The 19,091-nt window shown below is 69.2% G+C and carries 17 protein-coding genes, 1 tRNA gene and 1 pseudogene; 5 read left to right on the top strand and 14 right to left on the bottom strand.

Translation table 11 applies throughout. The features are described 5' to 3' along the window. Position 1 precedes the first annotated feature (1 nt). On the bottom strand, positions 2-1,666 hold the full coding sequence (gene ettA / locus ACTWQR_RS43775; RefSeq protein ID WP_443232864.1) for an energy-dependent translational throttle protein EttA: 1,665 nt from the start codon (positions 1,664-1,666) through the stop codon (positions 2-4). Positions 1,667-1,954: 288 nt separating this feature from the next. On the opposite strand from ettA, the gene ACTWQR_RS43770 reads away from it, so the two are divergent. Beyond that, entirely contained in the window at positions 1,955-2,359 is a 405-nt protein-coding gene (locus ACTWQR_RS43770; protein ID WP_443232863.1) for a pyridoxamine 5'-phosphate oxidase family protein, read from the top strand. A gap of 170 nt (positions 2,360-2,529) precedes the next feature. On the opposite strand, the gene ACTWQR_RS43765 is transcribed toward ACTWQR_RS43770, so the two are convergent. The 4 genes from ACTWQR_RS43765 to ACTWQR_RS43750 form a co-directional block, all read right to left on the bottom strand. Next, positions 2,530-3,936, bottom strand: a complete 1,407-nt coding sequence (locus ACTWQR_RS43765; protein WP_443232862.1) for a Cys-Gln thioester bond-forming surface protein — start codon at positions 3,934-3,936, stop codon at positions 2,530-2,532. 264 nt (positions 3,937-4,200) lie between these two features. Next, positions 4,201-4,677, bottom strand: coding sequence for a single-stranded DNA-binding protein (locus ACTWQR_RS43760; RefSeq protein ID WP_443232894.1), 477 nt, complete (start codon positions 4,675-4,677; stop codon positions 4,201-4,203). 186 nt (positions 4,678-4,863) lie between these two features. After that, on the bottom strand, positions 4,864-6,885 hold the full coding sequence (locus ACTWQR_RS43755; protein ID WP_443232893.1) for a GTPase: 2,022 nt from the start codon (positions 6,883-6,885) through the stop codon (positions 4,864-4,866). Positions 6,886-6,890: 5 nt separating this feature from the next. Further along, positions 6,891-8,498, bottom strand: a complete 1,608-nt coding sequence (locus ACTWQR_RS43750) for a dynamin family protein (RefSeq protein ID WP_443232861.1) — start codon at positions 8,496-8,498, stop codon at positions 6,891-6,893. Between the two features lie 311 nt (positions 8,499-8,809). On the opposite strand from ACTWQR_RS43750, the gene ACTWQR_RS43745 reads away from it, so the two are divergent. The 3 genes and pseudogenes from ACTWQR_RS43745 (at position 8,810) to ACTWQR_RS43735 (ending at position 10,966) form a co-directional block, all read left to right on the top strand. Beyond that, positions 8,810-8,882: transfer RNA gene (locus tag ACTWQR_RS43745), tRNA-Arg, on the top strand. Positions 8,883-9,056: 174 nt separating this feature from the next. Beyond that, positions 9,057-9,512, top strand: a pseudogene (locus ACTWQR_RS43740) (transposase); the annotation flags it as partial. Between the two features lie 227 nt (positions 9,513-9,739). After that, positions 9,740-10,966, top strand: coding sequence for a cytochrome P450 (locus ACTWQR_RS43735; protein ID WP_443232860.1), 1,227 nt, complete (start codon positions 9,740-9,742; stop codon positions 10,964-10,966). A gap of 64 nt (positions 10,967-11,030) precedes the next feature. Here the strand turns inward: ACTWQR_RS43735 and ACTWQR_RS43730 are convergent, their stop codons facing one another. The 8 genes from ACTWQR_RS43730 to ACTWQR_RS43695 all read right to left on the bottom strand — a co-directional run bounded on the left by ACTWQR_RS43730 (position 11,031) and on the right by ACTWQR_RS43695 (position 17,992). Continuing rightward, positions 11,031-12,311, bottom strand: a complete 1,281-nt coding sequence (locus ACTWQR_RS43730) for a cytochrome P450 (protein WP_443232859.1) — start codon at positions 12,309-12,311, stop codon at positions 11,031-11,033. Further along, positions 12,308-12,955 (bottom strand): GTP-binding protein, encoded by a 648-nt coding sequence (locus tag ACTWQR_RS43725; protein WP_443232858.1) that lies wholly within the window; start codon positions 12,953-12,955, stop codon positions 12,308-12,310. Before ACTWQR_RS43725 ends, ACTWQR_RS43730 begins: the two co-directional genes overlap by 4 nt. Continuing rightward, positions 12,936-13,295, bottom strand: coding sequence for a DUF742 domain-containing protein (locus ACTWQR_RS43720; RefSeq protein ID WP_443232857.1), 360 nt, complete (start codon positions 13,293-13,295; stop codon positions 12,936-12,938). Before ACTWQR_RS43720 ends, ACTWQR_RS43725 begins: the two co-directional genes overlap by 20 nt. Next, positions 13,292-13,711: a roadblock/LC7 domain-containing protein gene (locus ACTWQR_RS43715; protein WP_443232856.1), complete on the bottom strand. Its 420-nt coding sequence runs from the start codon at positions 13,709-13,711 to the stop codon at positions 13,292-13,294. The genes ACTWQR_RS43720 and ACTWQR_RS43715 overlap by 4 nt, the downstream gene beginning before the upstream one ends. Before the next feature lie 186 nt (positions 13,712-13,897). Continuing rightward, positions 13,898-15,571 (bottom strand): ATP-binding protein, encoded by a 1,674-nt coding sequence (locus ACTWQR_RS43710; RefSeq protein ID WP_443232855.1) that lies wholly within the window; start codon positions 15,569-15,571, stop codon positions 13,898-13,900. A gap of 421 nt (positions 15,572-15,992) precedes the next feature. Then, positions 15,993-16,412, bottom strand: coding sequence for a nuclear transport factor 2 family protein (locus ACTWQR_RS43705; protein WP_443232854.1), 420 nt, complete (start codon positions 16,410-16,412; stop codon positions 15,993-15,995). A gap of 61 nt (positions 16,413-16,473) precedes the next feature. Beyond that, entirely contained in the window at positions 16,474-17,280 is an 807-nt protein-coding gene (locus tag ACTWQR_RS43700; RefSeq protein ID WP_443232853.1) for an MBL fold metallo-hydrolase, read from the bottom strand. A gap of 91 nt (positions 17,281-17,371) precedes the next feature. Continuing rightward, positions 17,372-17,992 (bottom strand): DsbA family protein, encoded by a 621-nt coding sequence (locus ACTWQR_RS43695; protein WP_443232852.1) that lies wholly within the window; start codon positions 17,990-17,992, stop codon positions 17,372-17,374. 194 nt (positions 17,993-18,186) lie between these two features. Here ACTWQR_RS43695 and ACTWQR_RS43690 point away from each other — a divergent pair, with 194 nt between their 5' ends. Next, entirely contained in the window at positions 18,187-18,789 is a 603-nt protein-coding gene (locus ACTWQR_RS43690) for a TetR/AcrR family transcriptional regulator (RefSeq protein ID WP_443232851.1), read from the top strand. A 168-nt stretch (positions 18,790-18,957) separates the two neighbouring features. Here ACTWQR_RS43690 and ACTWQR_RS43685 read toward each other — a convergent pair. Then, positions 18,958-19,091: D-arabinono-1,4-lactone oxidase (locus tag ACTWQR_RS43685; RefSeq protein ID WP_443232892.1), on the bottom strand; the 134-nt coding region annotated here is incomplete at its 5' end.

The raw sequence follows: 19,091 nt of genomic DNA, 5'->3' as shown, positions 1-19,091 counted from the left end.
ATCAGCCCCGGGTCAGCTTCTTGTAGGTGGCTCGGTGCGGACGAGCGGCGTCAGGGCCGAGCCGCTCGACCTTGTTCTTCTCGTACGACTCGAAGTTGCCCTCGAACCAGTACCACCTCGACTCACCCTCGTACGCGAGGATGTGCGTCGCGACCCGGTCCAGGAACCAGCGGTCGTGGGAGATGACCACGGCCGCACCGGGGAACTCCAGCAGCGCGTTCTCCAGCGACGACAGGGTCTCCACGTCGAGGTCGTTGGTGGGCTCGTCGAGGAGCAGCAGGTTGCCGCCCTCCTTGAGGGTCAGCGCCAGGTTCAGGCGGTTGCGCTCACCACCGGAGAGGACACCGGCGGGCTTCTGCTGGTCCGGGCCCTTGAAGCCGAAGGCGGACACATAGGCCCGCGACGGCATCTCGACCTGACCGACGTTGATGTAGTCGAGCTCGTCCGAGACGACGGCCCACAGCGTCTTCTTGGAGTCGATGTTGGCGCGGCTCTGGTCGACGTAACTGATCTTGACGGTGTCGCCGACCTTGATCGCACCGGAGTCCGGGGTCTCCAGGCCCTGGATCATCTTGAACAGCGTGGTCTTGCCCGCGCCGTTCGGGCCGATGACGCCCACGATCCCGTTGCGCGGCAGGGTGAAGGACAGGTCATCGATGAGGACCTTGTCGCCGAACGCCTTGGAAAGGTTCTGGACCTCGACGACGATGGAGCCCAGGCGCGGGCCCGGCGGGATCTGGATCTCCTCGAAGTCCAGCTTCCGCATCTTGTCGGCCTCGGCTGCCATCTCCTCGTAACGGGCGAGGCGCGCCTTGGACTTGGTCTGACGGCCCTTGGCGTTGGACCGGACCCACTCCAGCTCCTCCTTGAGCCGCTTCTGACGCTTCTCGTCCTTGCGGCCCTCGACCTTGAGGCGGGTGGACTTCTTGTCGAGGTACGTGGAGTAGTTGCCCTCGTAGGGAATCGCGCGGCCGCGGTCCAGCTCGAGGATCCACTCGGCGACGTTGTTCAGGAAGTACCGGTCGTGAGTGACGGCGACGACGGCGCCCGCGTACTTCGAGAGGTGCTGCTCCAGCCAGTTCACCGACTCTGCGTCGAGGTGGTTGGTGGGCTCGTCGAGGAGGAGCAGGTCCGGAGCCTCGATCAGCAGCTTGCAGAGCGCGACGCGGCGCTTCTCGCCACCGGAGAGGGTGGTGACCGGCCAGTCGCCGGGCGGGCAGCCCAGCGCGTCCATGGCCTGCTCGAGCTGCGCGTCGAGGTCCCAGGCGTTGGAGTGGTCCAGATCGTCCTGGAGCTTGCCCATCTCCTCCATGAGCGCGTCCGAGTAGTCGGTCGCCATCAGCTCGGCGACCTCGTTGAAGCGCTTGAGCTTGCTCATGAGCTCGGCGGCACCGTCCTGGACGTTCTCCAGAACCGTCTTACTCTCGTCCAGCTGCGGCTCCTGCATGAGGATGCCGACGCTGAAGCCGGGCGACAGGAACGCGTCACCGTTCGACGGCTGCTCCAGCCCCGCCATGATCTTCAGCACGGTCGACTTACCGGCACCGTTCGGACCGACAACGCCGATCTTCGCTCCCGGCAGGAAGTTCAGGGTGACGTCGTCGAGGATCACCTTGTCGCCGTGCGCCTTGCGCGTCTTGCGCATGGTGTAAATGAACTCAGCCAAGAGAAACCGTCCGGACGCTTGAAATCGGCAGTGGGCAGATACACCCCATCTTGCCGTACCGCCACCCCTCGGGGGAAACCCGTTTGGCCGAGGGCCCCTGACCTGGACGTTCACAGGTCACCCCGTAGTTGACCTGTCACTGTCGGTCGTCGTCAGCTCCGCTCGTGATCGACCTGGACGACTGGCCCCGTGGAGGGTGGACTGGCCCCAGGGAAGTAGGACGCATGCCCGAGGCGTCTGGGGCGTCGGACCGAGGCGTTCTGGCCCGGGTGCGGGTGGGATGGGTGCATGGGTGATCCCGTAGTTCTGCCTGGGGCCGCTGTTCGCGACCGCTTGGCTCAGGAGAAGAACGTCTGGCTGTCCACCGTGCGCCCGGACGGCTCTCCCCATGTGACGCCGGTCTGGTTCGTCTTCTTGCGGGGCAGCTGGTGGATCGGTGCGGACGGAGATTCGGTCAAGGTCCGCAATGTCGAGACGTTCTCGCGGGTCTCCCTGGCATTGGAGGACGGCCGGTTTCCCGTCGTGGCCGAGGGAGAGGCCGTGCTGCACCGGGGCCTGTTCCCGGAGAAGATCACGGATGCCTTCGCCACGAAGTACAGGTGGGACGTCTCCGCGCCGCACAGGCCGGGTAGAGACCGCGTACTGCTCGAAGTTCCCGTACAGCGCTGGCTTCTGGCCGGTGTGGCTCAGTGATCGCCAGGCACGCCCGCCGGCGGGCGGCGGGCGGTCACTCACTGTCCAGTTGTCAAGGAGCTGTTTCTCCGTTCCTCCTCGGTTCCTCTTTCGCTCCTTCAGTCCCGTCAGTCCCGTCAGTCCCGTCAGTCCTGTCAGTCCTGTCAGTCCCGTCAGCCCCGTCAGCCCCGTCAGTCCCGCGTCGGCGCGTTCTGCTTGCGGACGAAGAGCACAGCGGCGCCGCCGAGCACGACCAGCGCGATCGCGATCCCCGCTATCACCGGGGTGGCACTGGAGGCGCCCGTTTCGGCGAGATCGGTGGTCGTGGTGGAGGTGCCGCCCGCGGTGGCCGGGCTGGGCTCGCTCAGTGTCTGGGTCCTCTCACCGTCGGCGCTGCTCCGCGTCTGACAGTCGAGTACGCCGGTGATCCGCTTCTCGTAGCCGTTCGGCCCCTTGATCATGAAGTCGTACGCCTGGTCCTCCTGAAGCGGGACCGTCACGGTTTGCGAGGTGCCGGCCTCGATGGTGTGCTCCAAGCCCATCAGCTCGAAGGTGAACGCCTCGTCACCCTCGTTGGCCGCCGTGATGTCCACGCCGCCTTTGGCGCAGTTCTTCACGGCCGACAGAGCGGGTATCGCACCCTGCTTGGCCCAGTTCGCCGTCGCCGTCGCGGAGACCGTCGACGCGCTGGAACCGGCGAGGATCTGGGTCTGGCTCCTGGTCTCGGAGGCGAAGGCCCGGCCGACCGGCACGGTGGTCGAGGCCTGCACCGTCAGCGCGGCCGAACCGCTCGCGGCACCCTCGGGGACGTCGAAGAACAGCTCGCTGCCGTCGGCCGCGGACGTGACCTCCTTGCCGTCCTTGTCCACGACCCTCACCCCGTTCGCCGCGTCGGCGGGCGGCGTCACCGTCACCCCATCGGCGTTGGTGTGCACCGTGACCGGGCCGAGCAGCTCACCGGTGCGGCCCGAGACCGCGGCCGGATCCAGGGTCAGCGAGGCCCGGGGCTCCGCGAGGTTCCGCGCGCTCCGCTGCAGATAGTCGGCGAGCCTCTCCGCCTGCGGGTCCACCGCTTCCACGTCGGCGCCGTCCGAGTACCGCCAGATCGCCACCTGCGTGCCCGCCGCCGCGTCCTGCTCGGTGAGGCCGCTCACGCCCGCCTTCTGGGCCAGCGCGGCGAGATCGTTCACCTGCGGGTAGGAGTTCTGCAGGATCCAGCGGATCCTGCCCGCATCGGGGTTGCCGTTCAGCGACGTACCGCTCCAGGGCATCTCCTGGTACTTGGCGTCCTTCTGCGTCGGGGTGTGGATGTCGACGCAGTAGGTCTGCAGAGTGCCGCCGTTGTCGACGGACATCTCGAACAGGCCCGCGGACACCTGCTGGTCCTCGCCGTTCTCGTGAATGACAGCAGTACCGGACGTCGTCAGGCCACCTATGGTGGCGGTCGCACCGCCCTGGCTCTGGGGGACCTCGTCGGCGACGGCCGTGCCCGCGAGGGTCAGGGCGCTCACGGCCACGAGTCCGGACACCAGCGCCGCCGCGGCGAGGCGGGCTGCCCCTCGCCCGGGCAGGGGCGACGCAGAGAACGAAGAAAACACAGAATTCCCCTTCGAGCAGGACCCGTTGGCGTGGGGGGTAACGGTCCCACCAGCAGAATCAGAAGCCCCGAGAGCTATGCCCGGCATCCTAAGGACGGGGCGCACCACCCTCCCCAGTCATGCCTTCGGATAAGCGATCCGACTCGGAATCGTTATCGCCAAGACCACGTTCTAGCTGGGCTTATCGACAAATCCATGGGACCGCTCGGAACGTATTAGCCGATAAGCCGCACTTCGGTCAGACGATGCGTCCGGCACCTGCCGTCACGTCACCAGAGCTGGTTCCTGCAGCAGTTGAGCGACTTCGTCCTGCTGGGCCGCCGGCTCCGTTTCCCAGCTGGGCTCCGGCCGGGACGGGGTGTCCGGCACCGTTGCGGCCTCCCCCTTGTACGCCCGCCGGAACGCCGAGCTGCCGCGCGCCAGATCGTGCCCGATCGCCGACGCCTCGATGTCCACGTAGGTCAATGACTGCCCGTCGCGCTTCTCGGTGCGCACCTTCAGCCGTCCGCGCACCATGAGCGGATCGCCGAGCGACACAGACGCCTGCACATTCGCCGCGAGCGCCCGACTGGCCCACACCGTGAAGAAATTGGTGTGCCCGTCCTTCCACGTGTCCTTCTCCCGGTCCCAGTACCGTTGCGTCACCGCCAGCCGGAACCTCACCGACGGGCCCGACGGCGTCTCCCGGTACACCGGCCGCGTGGCGACATTCCCCACCACGTGCACCATCGTCTCGTTCATCGCGAACCCTCCCTTGCCCACACGTACGGGCTCGTCCCGCACGGCTGCGTCTGTCACGGCGACCGCGTTGTGATCGCCGCGTCCTCAGACTGCCTCCGCCGGCCCGAGCCCGCTGAGCGCTGTGGGCTACCGCCCGGTTGTGGACAACTCCGTCACCCGAACGAGGGCCCCGAGCTTCACGTCACCTCACCTCACCGAAGCCCCAACCCCCGTAACCCGCAGGTACTGCTCCCGCACCTCCCGATACCGCAGCAACTCCGCAGCCAACGGATCGAGAACCCGTGCCCGACCGCACCCCGACGCCGCCGCCCGCAACCGCCGTTCCGCCTCAAGCCCGTACCGCCGTGCCGGCCCGCGCACCGCCAGCTTGCAGGCCCACTCCACACCCGGCCCGCCCACGATGCCGATCACCATCAGCAGCGCCGGTACCCCGAGGTTCGGCGACATGAAGCCGATGACCTGCCCCAACAGCCAGAGACCGCCGATGACTTGGAGGATCGTCATGGACGCCTGCGCGAGTACGGCGACCGGCCACCAGCCGGGCCGCGGCGGTCGCCCGGTCGGTGTCCCGGCCCGTACCGCCAGCTCGTCCAGCGCCTCGGACAACCCCTGCGACCCGCGTACGGCCGCCTCGCGCACCGCCTGCGCCCAGGGCGCGGGCAGGCCGCCGGACGCCTGCTCGGCCACCGTACGCACCGCCTGTTCGACACGCTGCCGTGCCGTGGCCTCCTCGTCGGCGTGCGCCCGCAAGGCGAGACGCCCGCTCTGCGGTTCGCCCTGATCCTGGCACCAGCGCCACAGCCGCAGCCAGGGCGTGCCGCACGCACGGTTGGCGTTGCGGCACCATGCGCGTTCCGCCGCCTCGCCGGCGGCCGTGGCGCCGACCGCGTCCGCGAGCCGGTCGGCGAACTCTTCGCGCGCCTCCTCGCTGAGTCCGGCCTGCCGCCGGTTGGCGTAGACGGGCCACAGCCGCGCCGCGGCCGCGTCCACGTCGGCGGAGATCCGGCGTGCCGCGGCTCCTCGCTCGGCCACGAAGTGGCCGAGCACCTCGCGCAGTTCAGCGATGCCGTCCCCGGTGAGCGCGGACAGCGCGAGTACGGTCGCTCCGGGCTCGCCGTACTCGCCGAGCGCGATCCCGTCCTCGTCGAGCAGCCGCCGCAGGTCGTCGAGGACCTGGTCGGCCGCCTCCCCGGGCAGCCGGTCGACTTGGTTGAGGACTACGAAGGTGACCTCCGCGTGCCCCGCCAAGGGCCGCAGATAGCGCTCGTGCAGCACCGCGTCGGCGTACTTCTCCGGGTCGACGACCCAGATGACGGCGTCGACGAGCGCCAGGACGCGGTCCACCTGTTCGCGGTGCTGGACGGCCGCGGAGTCGTGGTCGGGCAGGTCCACCAGGACGAGCCCGCGCAGCTGCGCCTCGGCTTCCGGGCTCTGCAGCGGTCGTCGCCGCAGCCGCCCCGGGATGCCGAGCCGGTCGATGAGGCTCGCCGCGCCGTCGCTCCAGGTGCACGCGATGGGCGCGGCGGTGGTCGGTCTGCGTACTCCGGTTTCCGAAATGGCCACCCCGGCGAGCGCGTTGAAGAGCTGCGACTTGCCACTGCCGGTGGCCCCGGCGATGGCGACGACGGTGTGCTCCCCGGAGAGCCTGCGCCGCGCCGCCGCCTCGTCCAGGACCTGTCCCGCCTCGGCGAGCGTCCTGCTGTCGAGGCGGGTGCGAGAGAGCCCCACCAGTTCACGCAGCGCGTCGAGACGGGACCGTAGCGGCCCGTCGTACGCCAGCGGGATCACGGTCGGCGGCCTGCTCTCCACAACTGCCTCCGGTACGGGCCTGGTGTGTCCCTCGGCCGTGGCGGCCACGCGCCGAGCGATCAGCCCGTCGTCCCAGGCGCTCCCGGAGTCCGCCGAATCCGCGGGGTTGGGGGTGTCGGTGGGGCTGGTGCCGGTGGGGCTGGGACTGGGATCGACGGAACCCGTGGGATCTGTGGGATCTGTGGGATCTGTGGGATCTGTGAAGTCCGTGGGTCCAGCCTCCTCGGCGTCCTTGCCGGTCTCCACGCGCGCGTGCCCGGAGTCGCCCTCCTCCTGGGGGGTCGATGTGTGTGTGGCCGCGGAATCGCCCTCCACGCGCGCGTGCTCACGGTTCTCCCGCCCTTCCTCGTCGTCTCCTGGGTGGTCGGCGTGATCCGTGCGATCCGTGACGGCAGTCACCACGGTCACCTCTCCTTCTGCAGTACGGACAGCGCGGCGATGAGTTCGGCCTGAGGTTCCGGGTGTACGTCGAGTGCGTCGAGCGGGGCGAGTCGCCGCTCCCTTTCGGCGTGCAGCGCCTTGTCGAGATAGTCGGTGAGCAGCCGGCCACCCTTGTCGCGCAGCCGCAGAGCGCGATGGGCACCGATCCGCTCGGCGAGCCCTTCGCCCGCGGAACGCGCCCGACGGCCGCCCAGGAGCGCCGTGGCGACCAGCGCGGCCACCATCTCGGCGTCGGGCGCGAGGCTCTTCTCGAGGCCGCGCACCTCCTCCTCGGCGTACTCCTCGAGGATCCGCCGCCAGCGTCGTACAGCCATCCCGACTCGATGCTCGGCGCTCTCCAGCGCCGGATCACGCCCCATCAGTCCCGGCGCGCCCGCGGCCGGTTCGCGCCGCCAGGCCTCGTCGATGCGCTCGTCGGCGGCTGTGACTGCGCACAGCAGGAGCGCGGCCAGGCTCTCGGAGAGCGCGTCGAGCAACTCGCCGGCGGTGCAGTCCAGCGGGTAGCTCCGCCACCGCTTGAGCGCGTCGCCCGCGAGCACCGCACCGGCCTGCAAACGGCCCCGTACGCGCGCGTGCTCGCTGTCGTACGCCCCGTCGACGGCCGCGGTGAGCCGCAGCGCGGCGGCGTACTGCGCGGCCGCCGCGCCGGCCAGCTCGGGCATCCGCGACTTCAGCGAGTCGAGCACCCCGTACGCCGTACGCGCCATCACCTGATGCCGGGCCCCCGGATCCTGCGCCTGCTGCGTGAGCCAGGCCCGCAGCGGCGCCACGGCGGTGGCCGGAAGCAGCCCTCCGCCCCAGGCGGACTCGGGCAACTCGGGCACGGTGAAGCGGGGTACGTCGCCGAGGCCGGCCTTGGCGAGCAGCGCGCCGTACTGCCGCGACACCTCGGACACCACCTGATGGGGCACCCGGTCGAGGACGGTGACGAGTGTGGCGTCATGCTCCTTGGCGGTGCGCAGCACATGCCACGGCACGGCGTCGGCATACCGGGCGGCCGTCGTGACCATGACCCAGATGTCGGCCGCGCAGATGACTTCGGCGGCGAGCACCCTGTTGTCGGCCACCAGGGAGTCGATGTCGGGCGCGTCGAGGAGGGCGAGCCCGCGCGGCAGGTTGTCGGCGGTCTCGATGCGCAGCACGCGCGTGCCGTCCTCACCCGGCAGCAGAGGATCGTCCCCGGCGTCTCGTTGGGGCACCCACACGCGCGTGAGGTTTGGCAGTACGCGCATCCCGCTGAACCAGTGATGGTCCTCCGGGTGGCACACGAGCACCGGAGTACGGGTCGTGGGCCGGAGCACACCGGCCTCGCTGACCCGGCGCCCCACAAGGGAGTTGACCAGTGTCGACTTGCCGGCTCCGGTGGATCCCCCGATCACGGCGAGCAACGGTGCTTCGGGCTCGCGCAGGCGGGGCACCAAATAGTCGTCAAGCTGTGCGAGCAGTTCGTCGCGGTTGGCACGCGCGCGTGGAGCCCCCGCCAGGGGCAGCGGGAAGCGTGCGGCGGCGACACGGTCGCGCAGGGCGGAGAGTGCGTCGAGCAGCTGAGGCCGTACGTCCAAGGTCACCACATGCGAAGAATGCCCAATTTTGGAGGCTTTCTGAAGCATATGAGCATGTCTGCGCGCCGATCAGACACATGGGACGGAAGGGACGACTGGGGCGCAGGCATAACGAGTGCACAACACCCGGGGCGTGAGACGCCAAAAGCGATGCACGATTCGCACCTGCCTGCGATTATCGGGACCGCTTCACTGAACCTCCACATCGAGCCACGGAGGAGAAGCACCAGGGACAGGGACCCGGGAGCCCTATCCTTGTCCCCGGCAAGGTCACGGACCCGCCCACACCCGGGCACCAGCACCACAGGCCGCCACACCCGGCCCCCGTAGCTCAGTGGATAGAGCAGGCGCCTTCTAAGCGCTTGGCCGCAGGTTCGAGTCCTGCCGGGGGCGCACCGCACTGTCCGCTTTTTCACAGGTCACATAGGTCATGGGCCCACAGAAAGCCCCTTTTGTGGCAGCGTGCTGAATGCCGCGCCCCGGAAGCTCTTCACTTCCAGTCGCACATCGCCACAGGTAGATGCGGCTTTCTGCGCGTTCTCCCCCGTGATCCTGCCGCACTGATGCCGCAAACCTCCAAAGATCAGCGAGATGCTGCCGCTGCTCCACCTGCATGGTCTGCCTGCCCGCCCTGGGGCAGTTGCCCCGCGGCTCGGCCGGGCTCCCACCGGCGACCGTCCCCCGGCTGACCCAGCAGTGGCAGGCCGACCATCAGGCCTTCGGCGAGCGTGGCCTGTCCGCCACCGACTACATCTATGCCGATGTCGGTGCCCATGTCTGAGTGGACGGCATCCACCTGCTCATACGCCTGGCTCAGGCCAAGCCGTGCTCGTGCTGATGGGCGTGCGCACGCACGGCACCAAGGAGCCGATCGCCATGGCCGACGGCTACCGCGAGTCGTCCGGCTCCCGAGCGGACCTGCTGCGCGGCTGCCGACGCGCGGAATGACGCCCTGTTTTCGCGGTCGGCGACGGCGCGCTCGGCTTCGTCCAGGTCCTGGCAGAGGTGTTTCCCGAGGCCAGGCATGGGCCATGGCTGAAGTTTCGACGACGAGGCCTGTGTGAGATCGGTTCGCCTCCTGGACTCCGGCGTCGGCGGAGTCCCTGACAGGCATGACAGGCATGGCGGGCATGGCGGGCATTGCGTGCGGGATTCGGCACGGTCTTCCGTGATCAGCACGGCCGTCTGGCCCTGGGTGGTCACGCTCAATAGCCTTGACAGGATTGTCCGTTGTTCAATGAGGGAGGCCCATGGCCACCGCGCAGCAAGTGCCCGACATCCTCTCGCCCGAGTTCGCGGCGAACCCGTACCCGGCCTACCGTGTGATGCGCGAAAGTGCTCCGCTGATCTGGCACGAACCCACCCAGAGTTACATCATCTCCCGCTATGCGGACGTCGAGCGCGCTTTCAAGGACAAGGAATCGGTCTTCACCACCAACAATTACGACTGGCAGATCGAACCGGTGCACGGCAAGACGATCCTGCAACTGAGCGGCCGCGAGCACGCGGTGCGGCGCGCACTGGTGGCGCCCGCCTTCCGGGGCAGTGAGCTGCAGGAGAAATTCCTGCCCGTCATCGAGCACAACGCGCGCGAGCTGATAGACACCTTCCGCGACGCGGGATCGGCCGAGTTGGTCGGTCAGTTCGCCACCCGATTCCCCGTCAACGTCATCGCCGACATGCTGGGCCTGGACAAGGCCGACCATGAGAAGTTCCACGGCTGGTACACCTCGGTCATCGCCTTTCTCGGCAATCTGTCGGCGGATCCGGAGGTCGCGGCCGCCGGTGAGCGCACGCGTGAGGAATTCGCCGCCTATATGGTCCCGATCATCCGGCAGCGGCGGGACAACCTCGGCGACGACCTGCTGTCGTCGCTGTGCGCGGCCGAGGTCGACGGCGTACGGATGAGCGACGAGGACATCAAGGCGTTCTGCAGTCTGCTGCTCGCGGCCGGTGGCGAGACCACGGACAAGGCCATCGCCAGCATCTTCGCGAACCTCCTCACCCACCCCGAACAGCTGGCCGCCGTACGCGCGGACCGCGGCCTGATCGACCGGGCGTTCGCGGAGACCCTGCGCTACACCCCACCCGTCCACATGATCATGCGTCAGACAGCGGCTGACGTCTCCCTCAGCGGCGGCACCGTTCCGGCCGGCTCCACCGTCACCTGCCTGATCGGCGCGGCCAACCGCGACCCCGAGCACTACGCCGACCCCGACACCTTCAACATCTTCCGCGACGACCTGACGACGACCCGCGCCTTCTCCGCGGCCGCCGATCACCTCGCCTTCGCGCTGGGCCGGCACTTCTGCGTCGGCGCGCTGCTGGCCAGGGCCGAGGTCGAGACAGGCGTCAACCACCTCCTGGACGCGATGCCCGACCTGCGCCTCGATGACGGTGTCGTGCCCACCGAGGAGGGCGTGTTCACCCGCGGCCCGCGGCGGCTGCCGGTGCGGTTCACTCCTGCCGGAGGCTAGCCGTATCGGCGAACCTTCAGTCAGCCGTATCGGCGGACCCTCAGTCAGCCGTATCGGCGGGCCCTCAGGAGGAGGAAAGGGGGGCGGGCGTGAACTGCACAGGCAGCGAGGTCAGCCCCCGCATCCACACCGAAGGGCGCCAGGTCAGCTCGTCCGGCTCGACGGTGAGCACGATGTCCGGCAGGCGCTCGAGGAGCGCGTCGATGGCCGTACGGGCGATCACGTCGGCGAGTAGCGGAGCGGGGTAGGGACAGCGGTGCTCTCCGTTGCTGAAGGACAGGTGGGCCGAGTTCGCGGCGGCGCCGACAGGGCCCTCGGGCCAGATCTGCGGATCGGTGTTGGCCGCGGCGAGCCCCAGGACCAGGCAGTCGCCCTCGCGGATCTGGCGACCGCCGAGCTGGGTGTCGCGCACGGCCCAGCGGCCGATGAAGTTCTGCGTGGGGGTGTCCAGCCACAGCACTTCGTTGAGGGCCTCGCCCACGCTGAGCCGGCCCCCGGACAGGTCGAGGGCGAACCGGTCGTCGGTCAGCAGCAGCCGCAGGGTGTTGCCGATCCAGTTCGCGGTGGGCTGCTGGGCCGCGGCGATGACCGAGATCAGGTCCTGCACGATCTCCTCGTCGCTCAGCCCGGCCGCATCGGTGAGCATTCGGGAGGTCACGTCCGCGGCCGGCCGTGCCCGCCTGTCCTTGACCAGTTGCTGGATCCGCGCCCCGACCCTGCCGTAGGCAGCCACCGGATCCTCGCCCTCGGCGGCGTCCAGGGACATGCGCAGGTCGTCGACGAGTTCGTCGGTGTCCGTGCCGGAGACCGGCATGCCGCACATCTGCACCGCGGCTCGCATCGCCAGCGGGTGGGCGAAATCGCCCTTCAGATCGGCCACGCCGCTGCCGACGAAGCGGTCGATGAGCACATCGGCGATCTGGCGGCAGCGCGCCTCCAGCTCGAACTGGTCGACCCCTTCCAGCGCGTCACTGATCACACCCGCCCGCCGGTGGTGTTCCGCCCCCTCGGTGAACAGCACCGATGGCTGGTACCCGACGAACGGCAGCAGCGGCCAGTCCGCGGGTATGGAATCCCAGGCGTTCCAGCGCCGCGAATCCCGCGCGAACAACTCGTCGTGACTGGTGACGAAGTGCATCTCGGAGTAGCCCAGCACCAGCCAGGCCGGGATGCCGCCGTCAAGCAGGACCGGCGCGACGGAGCCGTGTTCCTGCCGTAGTTTGCGATACAACCGGTCCGGGTGCTGCTGGTATTCGAGCCCGCCCAGCGGCACGGCCCCGGGATGAACGGGGCAGCCCGCGGCGGCGGACTCGGGCGTGGCGGAGGAGGTCAGCGGGTCGGTCATGGTGTCAGCTCCCGGGCCGTGGACAGCTTGTACAAGTGGTTGACGAGAGTGACCAGCACGTCTTTGCTGGACGGCCGCCGGCGCGCGTCGCAGTCGATCATCGGTATGTCGTCGGGAAGTGACAGCGCCTTCCGGATCTTGTCCAGTGGGTGCGCGGGGGCGTCGTCGAATCGGTTGACGGCCACCACGAACGGTGTGCCGTGATGTTCCAGCCGGTCGATGGCGTACCAGGAGTCGGACAGAGCGCGAGGGTCGACCAGGACGACCGCCCCGAGTGTGCCGCTGAAGAGCCGGTCCCAGAGAAACCAGAAGCGTTCCTGGCCGGGGGCGCCGAAGAGATACAGCACCATCTGTTCGTTGAGGCTGATCCGGCCGAAGTCGAACGCCACGGTGGTCGTGGTCTTCCGGCCCGTCTTGGGAGGCTCGTCGATGCCGACGCCGGCCTGCGTCATGATCTCCTCGGTGCTCAGCGGCCGGATCTCGCTGACCGAGCCCACCAGCGTCGTCTTGCCCGCGCCGAAGCCGCCGACCACGACGATCTTCAGCCCCGTGTCGGCGGCCTGTCCCAGCGGAGTGCGGGCCACAGCGTCGGAGCCGGCGACGGGGACGGAGTCGGCGACGGGGTCAGAGCTTTTGCAGTCCATCGAGAACCTGCTTCAGAAGAGCGGAGTCGGGCAGTTCGGCACGGGCGGGTGCCGCTCGCGGATGACGGGCGGTGATCTTCCGCGTCGCGAGGAGGTCACTGAGGAGGATCTTCACCACGGTCACCGGCAGGGCCAGTTCCGCCGATATCTCCACCACCGAGGTCGGATGCCGGCACAGCTGAAGGATGTGAAGGTGCTCCGACTGCATGCCGGGAACCGGCTCGCACTCGCTGACGATCAAGGTGACCAGGTCGAACGAGTCGTCATCCACCCGATGCCGACCACCGGTGACCATGTAGAGCCGGTCGGGATCACCTGTGTCGACAGGCCGCCGGGTCATGACTCGGGGTTCTCCGGCAGCGGCGACCGAGGCGCGGCACTGAGGTGGTCGGCCAGCTGTTCCACCATCTCGTTCATACGGTGGCCGACCACGCCGGGATCAGTGGTGTCGTCCGCGACCACGGCCAGGTGCGCCCCGTCACCGGCTTCGATGATGAACAGCAGGCCGCCGTAGAACTCCGTCATCGACTGCCGCACTCCGCCGGAGCCGTCACCGAACTCGAGCGAGGCTCCGTGGGCCAGGCTCTGCATGCCCGACGCGATGGCCGAGAGCTGATCGGCCTGGTCCGCGCTCAGCCGCTCGCTCCAGCACAGCTTCAACCCGTCCTTCGAGAGGACGAGCGCGTGCCGGGCGCCCGGGGTCCGGGACAGCAGGTTCTCCAGCAGCCACGTCAGGCTGCGATCTGTCGTCTGCATCGTGGTCGTAGCCTGGCCGGCCGAACTGAGCGGCCGGCCAGGCCGCCTCCAATCTTGAAGCGGGGAGGGAGCCACTACGAGCACCCGCCCGATGCGTATATCGGGTGCGAACAAGGCTCAGCGAACAAGCCCGAGCGAACACAGCCGCAGGGCTACTGAACCCGAGGGCTCACCGAGCCCCGAGACCTACGGAGCCGGCGGCTGCGCGGCCGAGTCGGGATCAGCTGGTCCGTCCTCGACGGAACGACCCTGGCCGGCCTGGTGGAAGGCGCGGAAACGGCTGCCGGTGTCGTCGGGTGAACGCGGCGGTGCGGCCGGGGGCGTCTCGCGAGTCTGACGGCGCGAAGCCGCGGCGAGTGTCGCGCCGCGAGTGCGCTGGGGCAGCTCGTCCATCGCCTCCGCCTGCGCCGCTGGTGCCGGGCCATCCGGGTCGGCCTCCGCGTCCGCCACTTCGGGTGCTGCCCCCGGATCCGCGTGCGCGTCCGTCTCCCCGGAGGTGACCGCCCTGACGGCGGCGGAAACCGGTGCGGCGGGGCCGGGGCCTGCTGAGGCTGCCGCTCCGGTGGAACCGGTGCCGCGCTGCTGTGCGAGCAGTTGCTGCGGGATGAGCACCACGACGCCGGTGCCACCGCGCGAGGAGGGCCGGTAGGTCACGGTCATGCCGAACTTGCGGGCCAGGAAGCCGACGACCGGCAGGCCCAGCCGGGTACCTTGCAACGACGCCAGGTCCGTGTGCTTGCCGGACACCACCTCTTCGGCCCGCCGCAGGGCGCCGTCGGACATCTGCATGCCGCCCTCGACGGTCACCACGATGCCCGCGATCCGCTCCTCCGCGTACACATGCACCTCGTCGATGGGCGGCGAGAAGCTCGTGGCGTTGTCCATGAGCTCGGCCAGCAGGTGCATGACGCCTTCGGCCGCGTACCCGGCGATCGCCGCGGTGCTGGTCGAATGCAGCCGTACGCGCCGGAAGGCGGCGATCCGGCCCAGCGCGCCGCGCAGGACGCTCTCCATCACGATGGGTTTGGGCCATGCTCGGCTGGACCGCCCGCCCACCAGCAGGGCCAGCCGGTCGGCCAGCAGGCCCAGTTGCGAGGTGCTGTGGTCGAGCTTGAGCAGGTCCCCGAACACCTCTTCGCTCTGGCCGTGACGTTCCTGCATCTCACGGAGGTCGGCGAGAATGGCGGTTGCCGTCGCCTGTACCCGGCTCAGGGCCTTCGCGCTGGCCGCCATCGCCGCCGCGCTGCGGCGCTCACTGGTCGCGAACTCGGTGATGATCGTCCTTTGCAACCGCCTGAGCTGAGCGTCGACCGGCTGGGTGACCTCCATCAGTACGGTCTCCGCCGAGGATCCCTGGCGCAGCCGCCCCATCGCGTCCGGCAGCGTGTCCCTCACCAGGTCCTCGACCTCCGCCGTCCACTGCGCCAGTTGCTCCCTGGCCGCGGTGCTGTCCGCCACCGCGGCGGCGGTGCACTGCTCACTGGCGGCCAGCGAAGTGGCGGACACGTGCAGGATCTGCCGGAGCTGCGGATCGGCGGGCGACCGGACTTCGGCGAGCGTGGCGTCGACCGAGGCCCCGTCGTGGAGATGCCTCGCCACGGCCGGCAAGGTGACGTTCGCGAGCTGGGCGCTGTCCGTACTGGCGTGTGCCGAGTGGGCCCTCAGCTGTTCGAATTCCGAGCGTACGGCTCCCAGGCGTCTGGCATCACGCCGCACGATCCAGGCGATCACCGCCGTGAGGATCACCATGCACGTTCCGGCCACGGCCGCCGTCACACCGACCCAGACTCTGGCGGCCTCCGGCGCCGCGGCGGCCACCGCGACGCCGGCGATGGCGATCACCAGCGCGGTCAGGGGCACTGCGAGAGATGTCCGACGAGCCGCCGGAACCGCTGGAGGGTGGGAAGTTAATGGTACTGACATCAATCGGTCCTCTGAGCTCAGGCTGGAGGAAAGCGGAGCCGACCAGGGCACACCGCCACCGCCGTACGGCCGCGCGGCAAGCAGGCCGAGGTGATCCACCGTGCCACGCCTGGGGCGCATGTTACTAGTGGGGAGCCACAGCTCGTACGATTGTCAGCCCGCATCGGAGAATGGCCGTACGGGATGGGCGAGTTGGCCGAGTTGTGACGCAAGCCTGAGCCCGTACGGTCTGTTCCCCTCCCGCCTTTCCCGTCCCGCCCCCTTCCGGTCCCGCCCTTCCGGAATGTCGCGTGCGCCTGGCCGAGTCGCTCGCGGAACTCGCCCGAAGCGGAAGCCGTGAGCGCGCGGTGAAAGTGAGTCAGGCAGCCATCGCCTCCCGGACCTTGGCGGTGTCCACGAACTGTTCGAAGCGGACGATGCAGCCGCCGCGGACGACGAAGTGGTGGGCGACGCGGACGTTGATGTCCTTGCCGGTGGCCTTGTTGGTGGCCGTGTAGCGGGCGAGGACCACGACGTTCTCCCCGTCGACGACGTAGGTGTCGTCATGGGCGGTCCAGTTGTCCCACTCCTTGCCCAGCCGTTCCATGACCGCGGAGGTGACACCGTCGGGGGTGCGGTACGTGCCGGCCAGCGGGAAGCCCGCCATCTCGGTCCATTCCACGTCGTCGGCCAGCGTGGCCCGCAGGGCTTCGAGGTCGCCGTGGGCGGAGGCGAGGTACTGGCGCCGCACCACGTCGGCCGGGGCGGTGGAGGTGTGGAAGTCGGTCGTCTCTGTCATGGGTGGTGTGGCCTTTCCGGAGGGGTGCGGGAGGGAGGCGGCGCCAGTGCGGCGGGTCGGTTCAGCCCCAGGTCATCTCACCCTTGGCGACCTTCGCTCCGAGCTGGGCCGCGATGAGCATGCCGGCCTCCGGGTAACGGGCGACCAGCGCCTTGGTCAGCGCCTCGCCGGTCTCGGCCCGGCCCAGTTCGGCCTCGAACACGGTGAGGTAGTCGCGGGTGTAGGCGATCGGGCTCGCGTCGAGGGTGGTTGTGGGCAGCCGGTGGCCGGGGACGGCGAAGGCGGGGTCCAGGGCCGTCATCTCGTCGAGCAGCTCGATCCACACGGCGCGGTCCTCGGGCTTGGCGGTGTCGGCGACCCAGACGTGCTCGTTCTGGAAGAGCAGAACACCGGCGACGATCGCCCGGTGCTCGGCCTGCCACAGGTAGTGGCGGTCGGGCAGGCCGGGGTGGCCGCCCTTGAGCTGGAACACCTGGCCCTCGAAGGTGATGTCACCGGTCAGTTCGGCCATCTCGACCAGCCGGGTGGGGCGGTTGGCGCCGACGGCCTCCCAGGCCTTGAGCTTGCCCTCGTACGCGGCCTCGATGTGCTCGATCACCAGCGGCGTGGCGACGATCTCGGCCTCGGGGAAGGCGTCGGCGATCACCTCGGCGCCCCAGTAGAAGTCGGGGTCGGCGTGGCTGATGAAGACCTTCGTGAGCGCCTTGCCGGAGTCGAGGATCTCGGCGACCAGGCGGTGGCCGTCGGCGCGGGTGAACCCGGCATCGATCAGGAAAGCCTCCTCCTCGCCAGTGATCAGGGTGGCGGTCTTGTTCTTGGCGCCGACAGGGAAGTCCAGGTCGATGACCTTGAAGTCGAGAGTGCTCATGGTGAGTCCTTCCAGGGGACGGGAAACGATGACGAAATGGGGTTGGCGCGTGGAGAAGGCGATCAGGACACGGCGGCCCGAAACACGGCGGTCAGAACACTGCGGTGAACGCGCCCAGGCGCCGGTCGATGTGGTCGGCGGTGGCATGTCCGACGGCCAGGGCTGTGGTGCGCTCGCCCTGAACGGCCAGCAGGGTGGGGAAGCTGTCCACGCCCAGGCCGGCCGCCCGCGCGAAGTCCTCCTTGGCGGCGGCGGCCGAGCCCGGCGCGCCGAACGCGCCGACAACGGCGTCCGGGTCCAGACCGGCCGCTTCGGCGACCGCGCGGTAGGTGGCCGGGTCGGACAGGCTCAGGCCGTCCACGTAGAACGCGTGCTGCAGCGCGGCGGCCAGTTCAACGATGCGGCCGGGCGCGACCTGCCGCAACGCGGCCACACCCCGTGCGGCCGCCTCGGAATCCATCACGAACGAGCCGTCCGCGATCAACCGCGCGTAACCGGTCCCGAACGTGACCCCGGTCAGCTGACTGATCTCGGCGTTGGCCCCCTGGACGTACCCGAACTCCCGGACCGGCACGCGTCGCGAGCCGGTGAACAGCCCGCCGGACACCACCTCCACGTCCAGGCCGGGATGACGCCGGACCACTTCGTCCAGGGTCGGCGCGAACCCGTACGACCAGCCGCAGTACGCGTCGAAGGCGTAGACGAGCTTCATGGGAAGGTGCCTTTCGATTACGGACCCGTCTCTTCTACGGGCCGTTCGACTGACACAACAGTATCTGACGAGTCAGGTATTCCCCAACGGCACCACGCGCACACCGAGCCACCTTGGTCAATCGTCCAAGACGCCGGGATAGCATGGAGCGGCGAACGCAGGTGACCTAGAGGAACGGCAGCCGAATGTCCCGCATGGCGGCGAAGGATCGACGAGAGGCGTTGATCGGGGCGGCCATCCGCGTGATGGTCCGCGACGGAGTCACGAAGGCCACGACGCGCGCCATCGTCAACGAGGCCGGTATGCCGCTGGGCGTCTTCCACTACTGCTTCGACTCGCGCGAGGAGCTCCTCCAGCAGGTCATCACGCGCATTACGGACAGCAGTAGCGCCGCGGCGCGGAAGACGTTCGCCGGAGAGGGTGACCTCCGCTCTCGCATCACCAAGAGTCTGGACGTGTTCTGGGAGGGCGTGGAGCTGGCCCCGGGCGAGCACCAGGTGGGATACGAGCTCACCCACTACGCCTTGCGCCAGGCGGGCTTCGAGGAGTTGGCACGCCGTCAGTACGCCCGGTACCTGGAGGTTCACGAGGAACTGCTGATGGCGGCCGCAACGAGCGCCGGCATCCGGTGGGCGGCGCCCGTTCCCGTCCTCGCCCGTTACCTGAACGCCGTACTGGACGGGGTCACCCTGTTCTGGTTGGTCGACCGTGACAGCGAGCGCAGCCGGGAGGTCCTCCAGCTGACGGCCGAACACCTCATGACCCTCGCCGGCCGCCCCACCCCTCTCCCGGGCTGAAGCCCGCGGAACCGGTCACCGCGCCGTCGGTCGACCGCGCCATCGGTCAACCGCGCCATCGGTCAACCGCGCCATCGGTCAACCGCGCCGTCGGTCAACCCCGTCGCCCGACCGAGTCGACAGCCGGACACGGGCGATTCCGCATCTCCGCACTTCAGCAACTTCCCCTCAGTCCCCCAGCACCCGCCGCAAGTAGTCGTTCCCGAACCGTCGTTCCGGGTCGAGCCGGTCTCGCAGGGCGGTGAACTCGGTGAAGCGCGGGTAGGTCTTGGCGAGGTGGTCGGCGCCGCGTGTGTGGATTT

This window comes from Streptomyces sp. 2A115, from assembly GCF_052245575.1.
Lineage (GTDB): Bacteria > Actinomycetota > Actinomycetes > Streptomycetales > Streptomycetaceae > Streptomyces.
The sequence above is the reverse complement of the archived record's forward strand: the minus strand, read 5'-3'. Positions and strand labels throughout refer to the sequence as shown.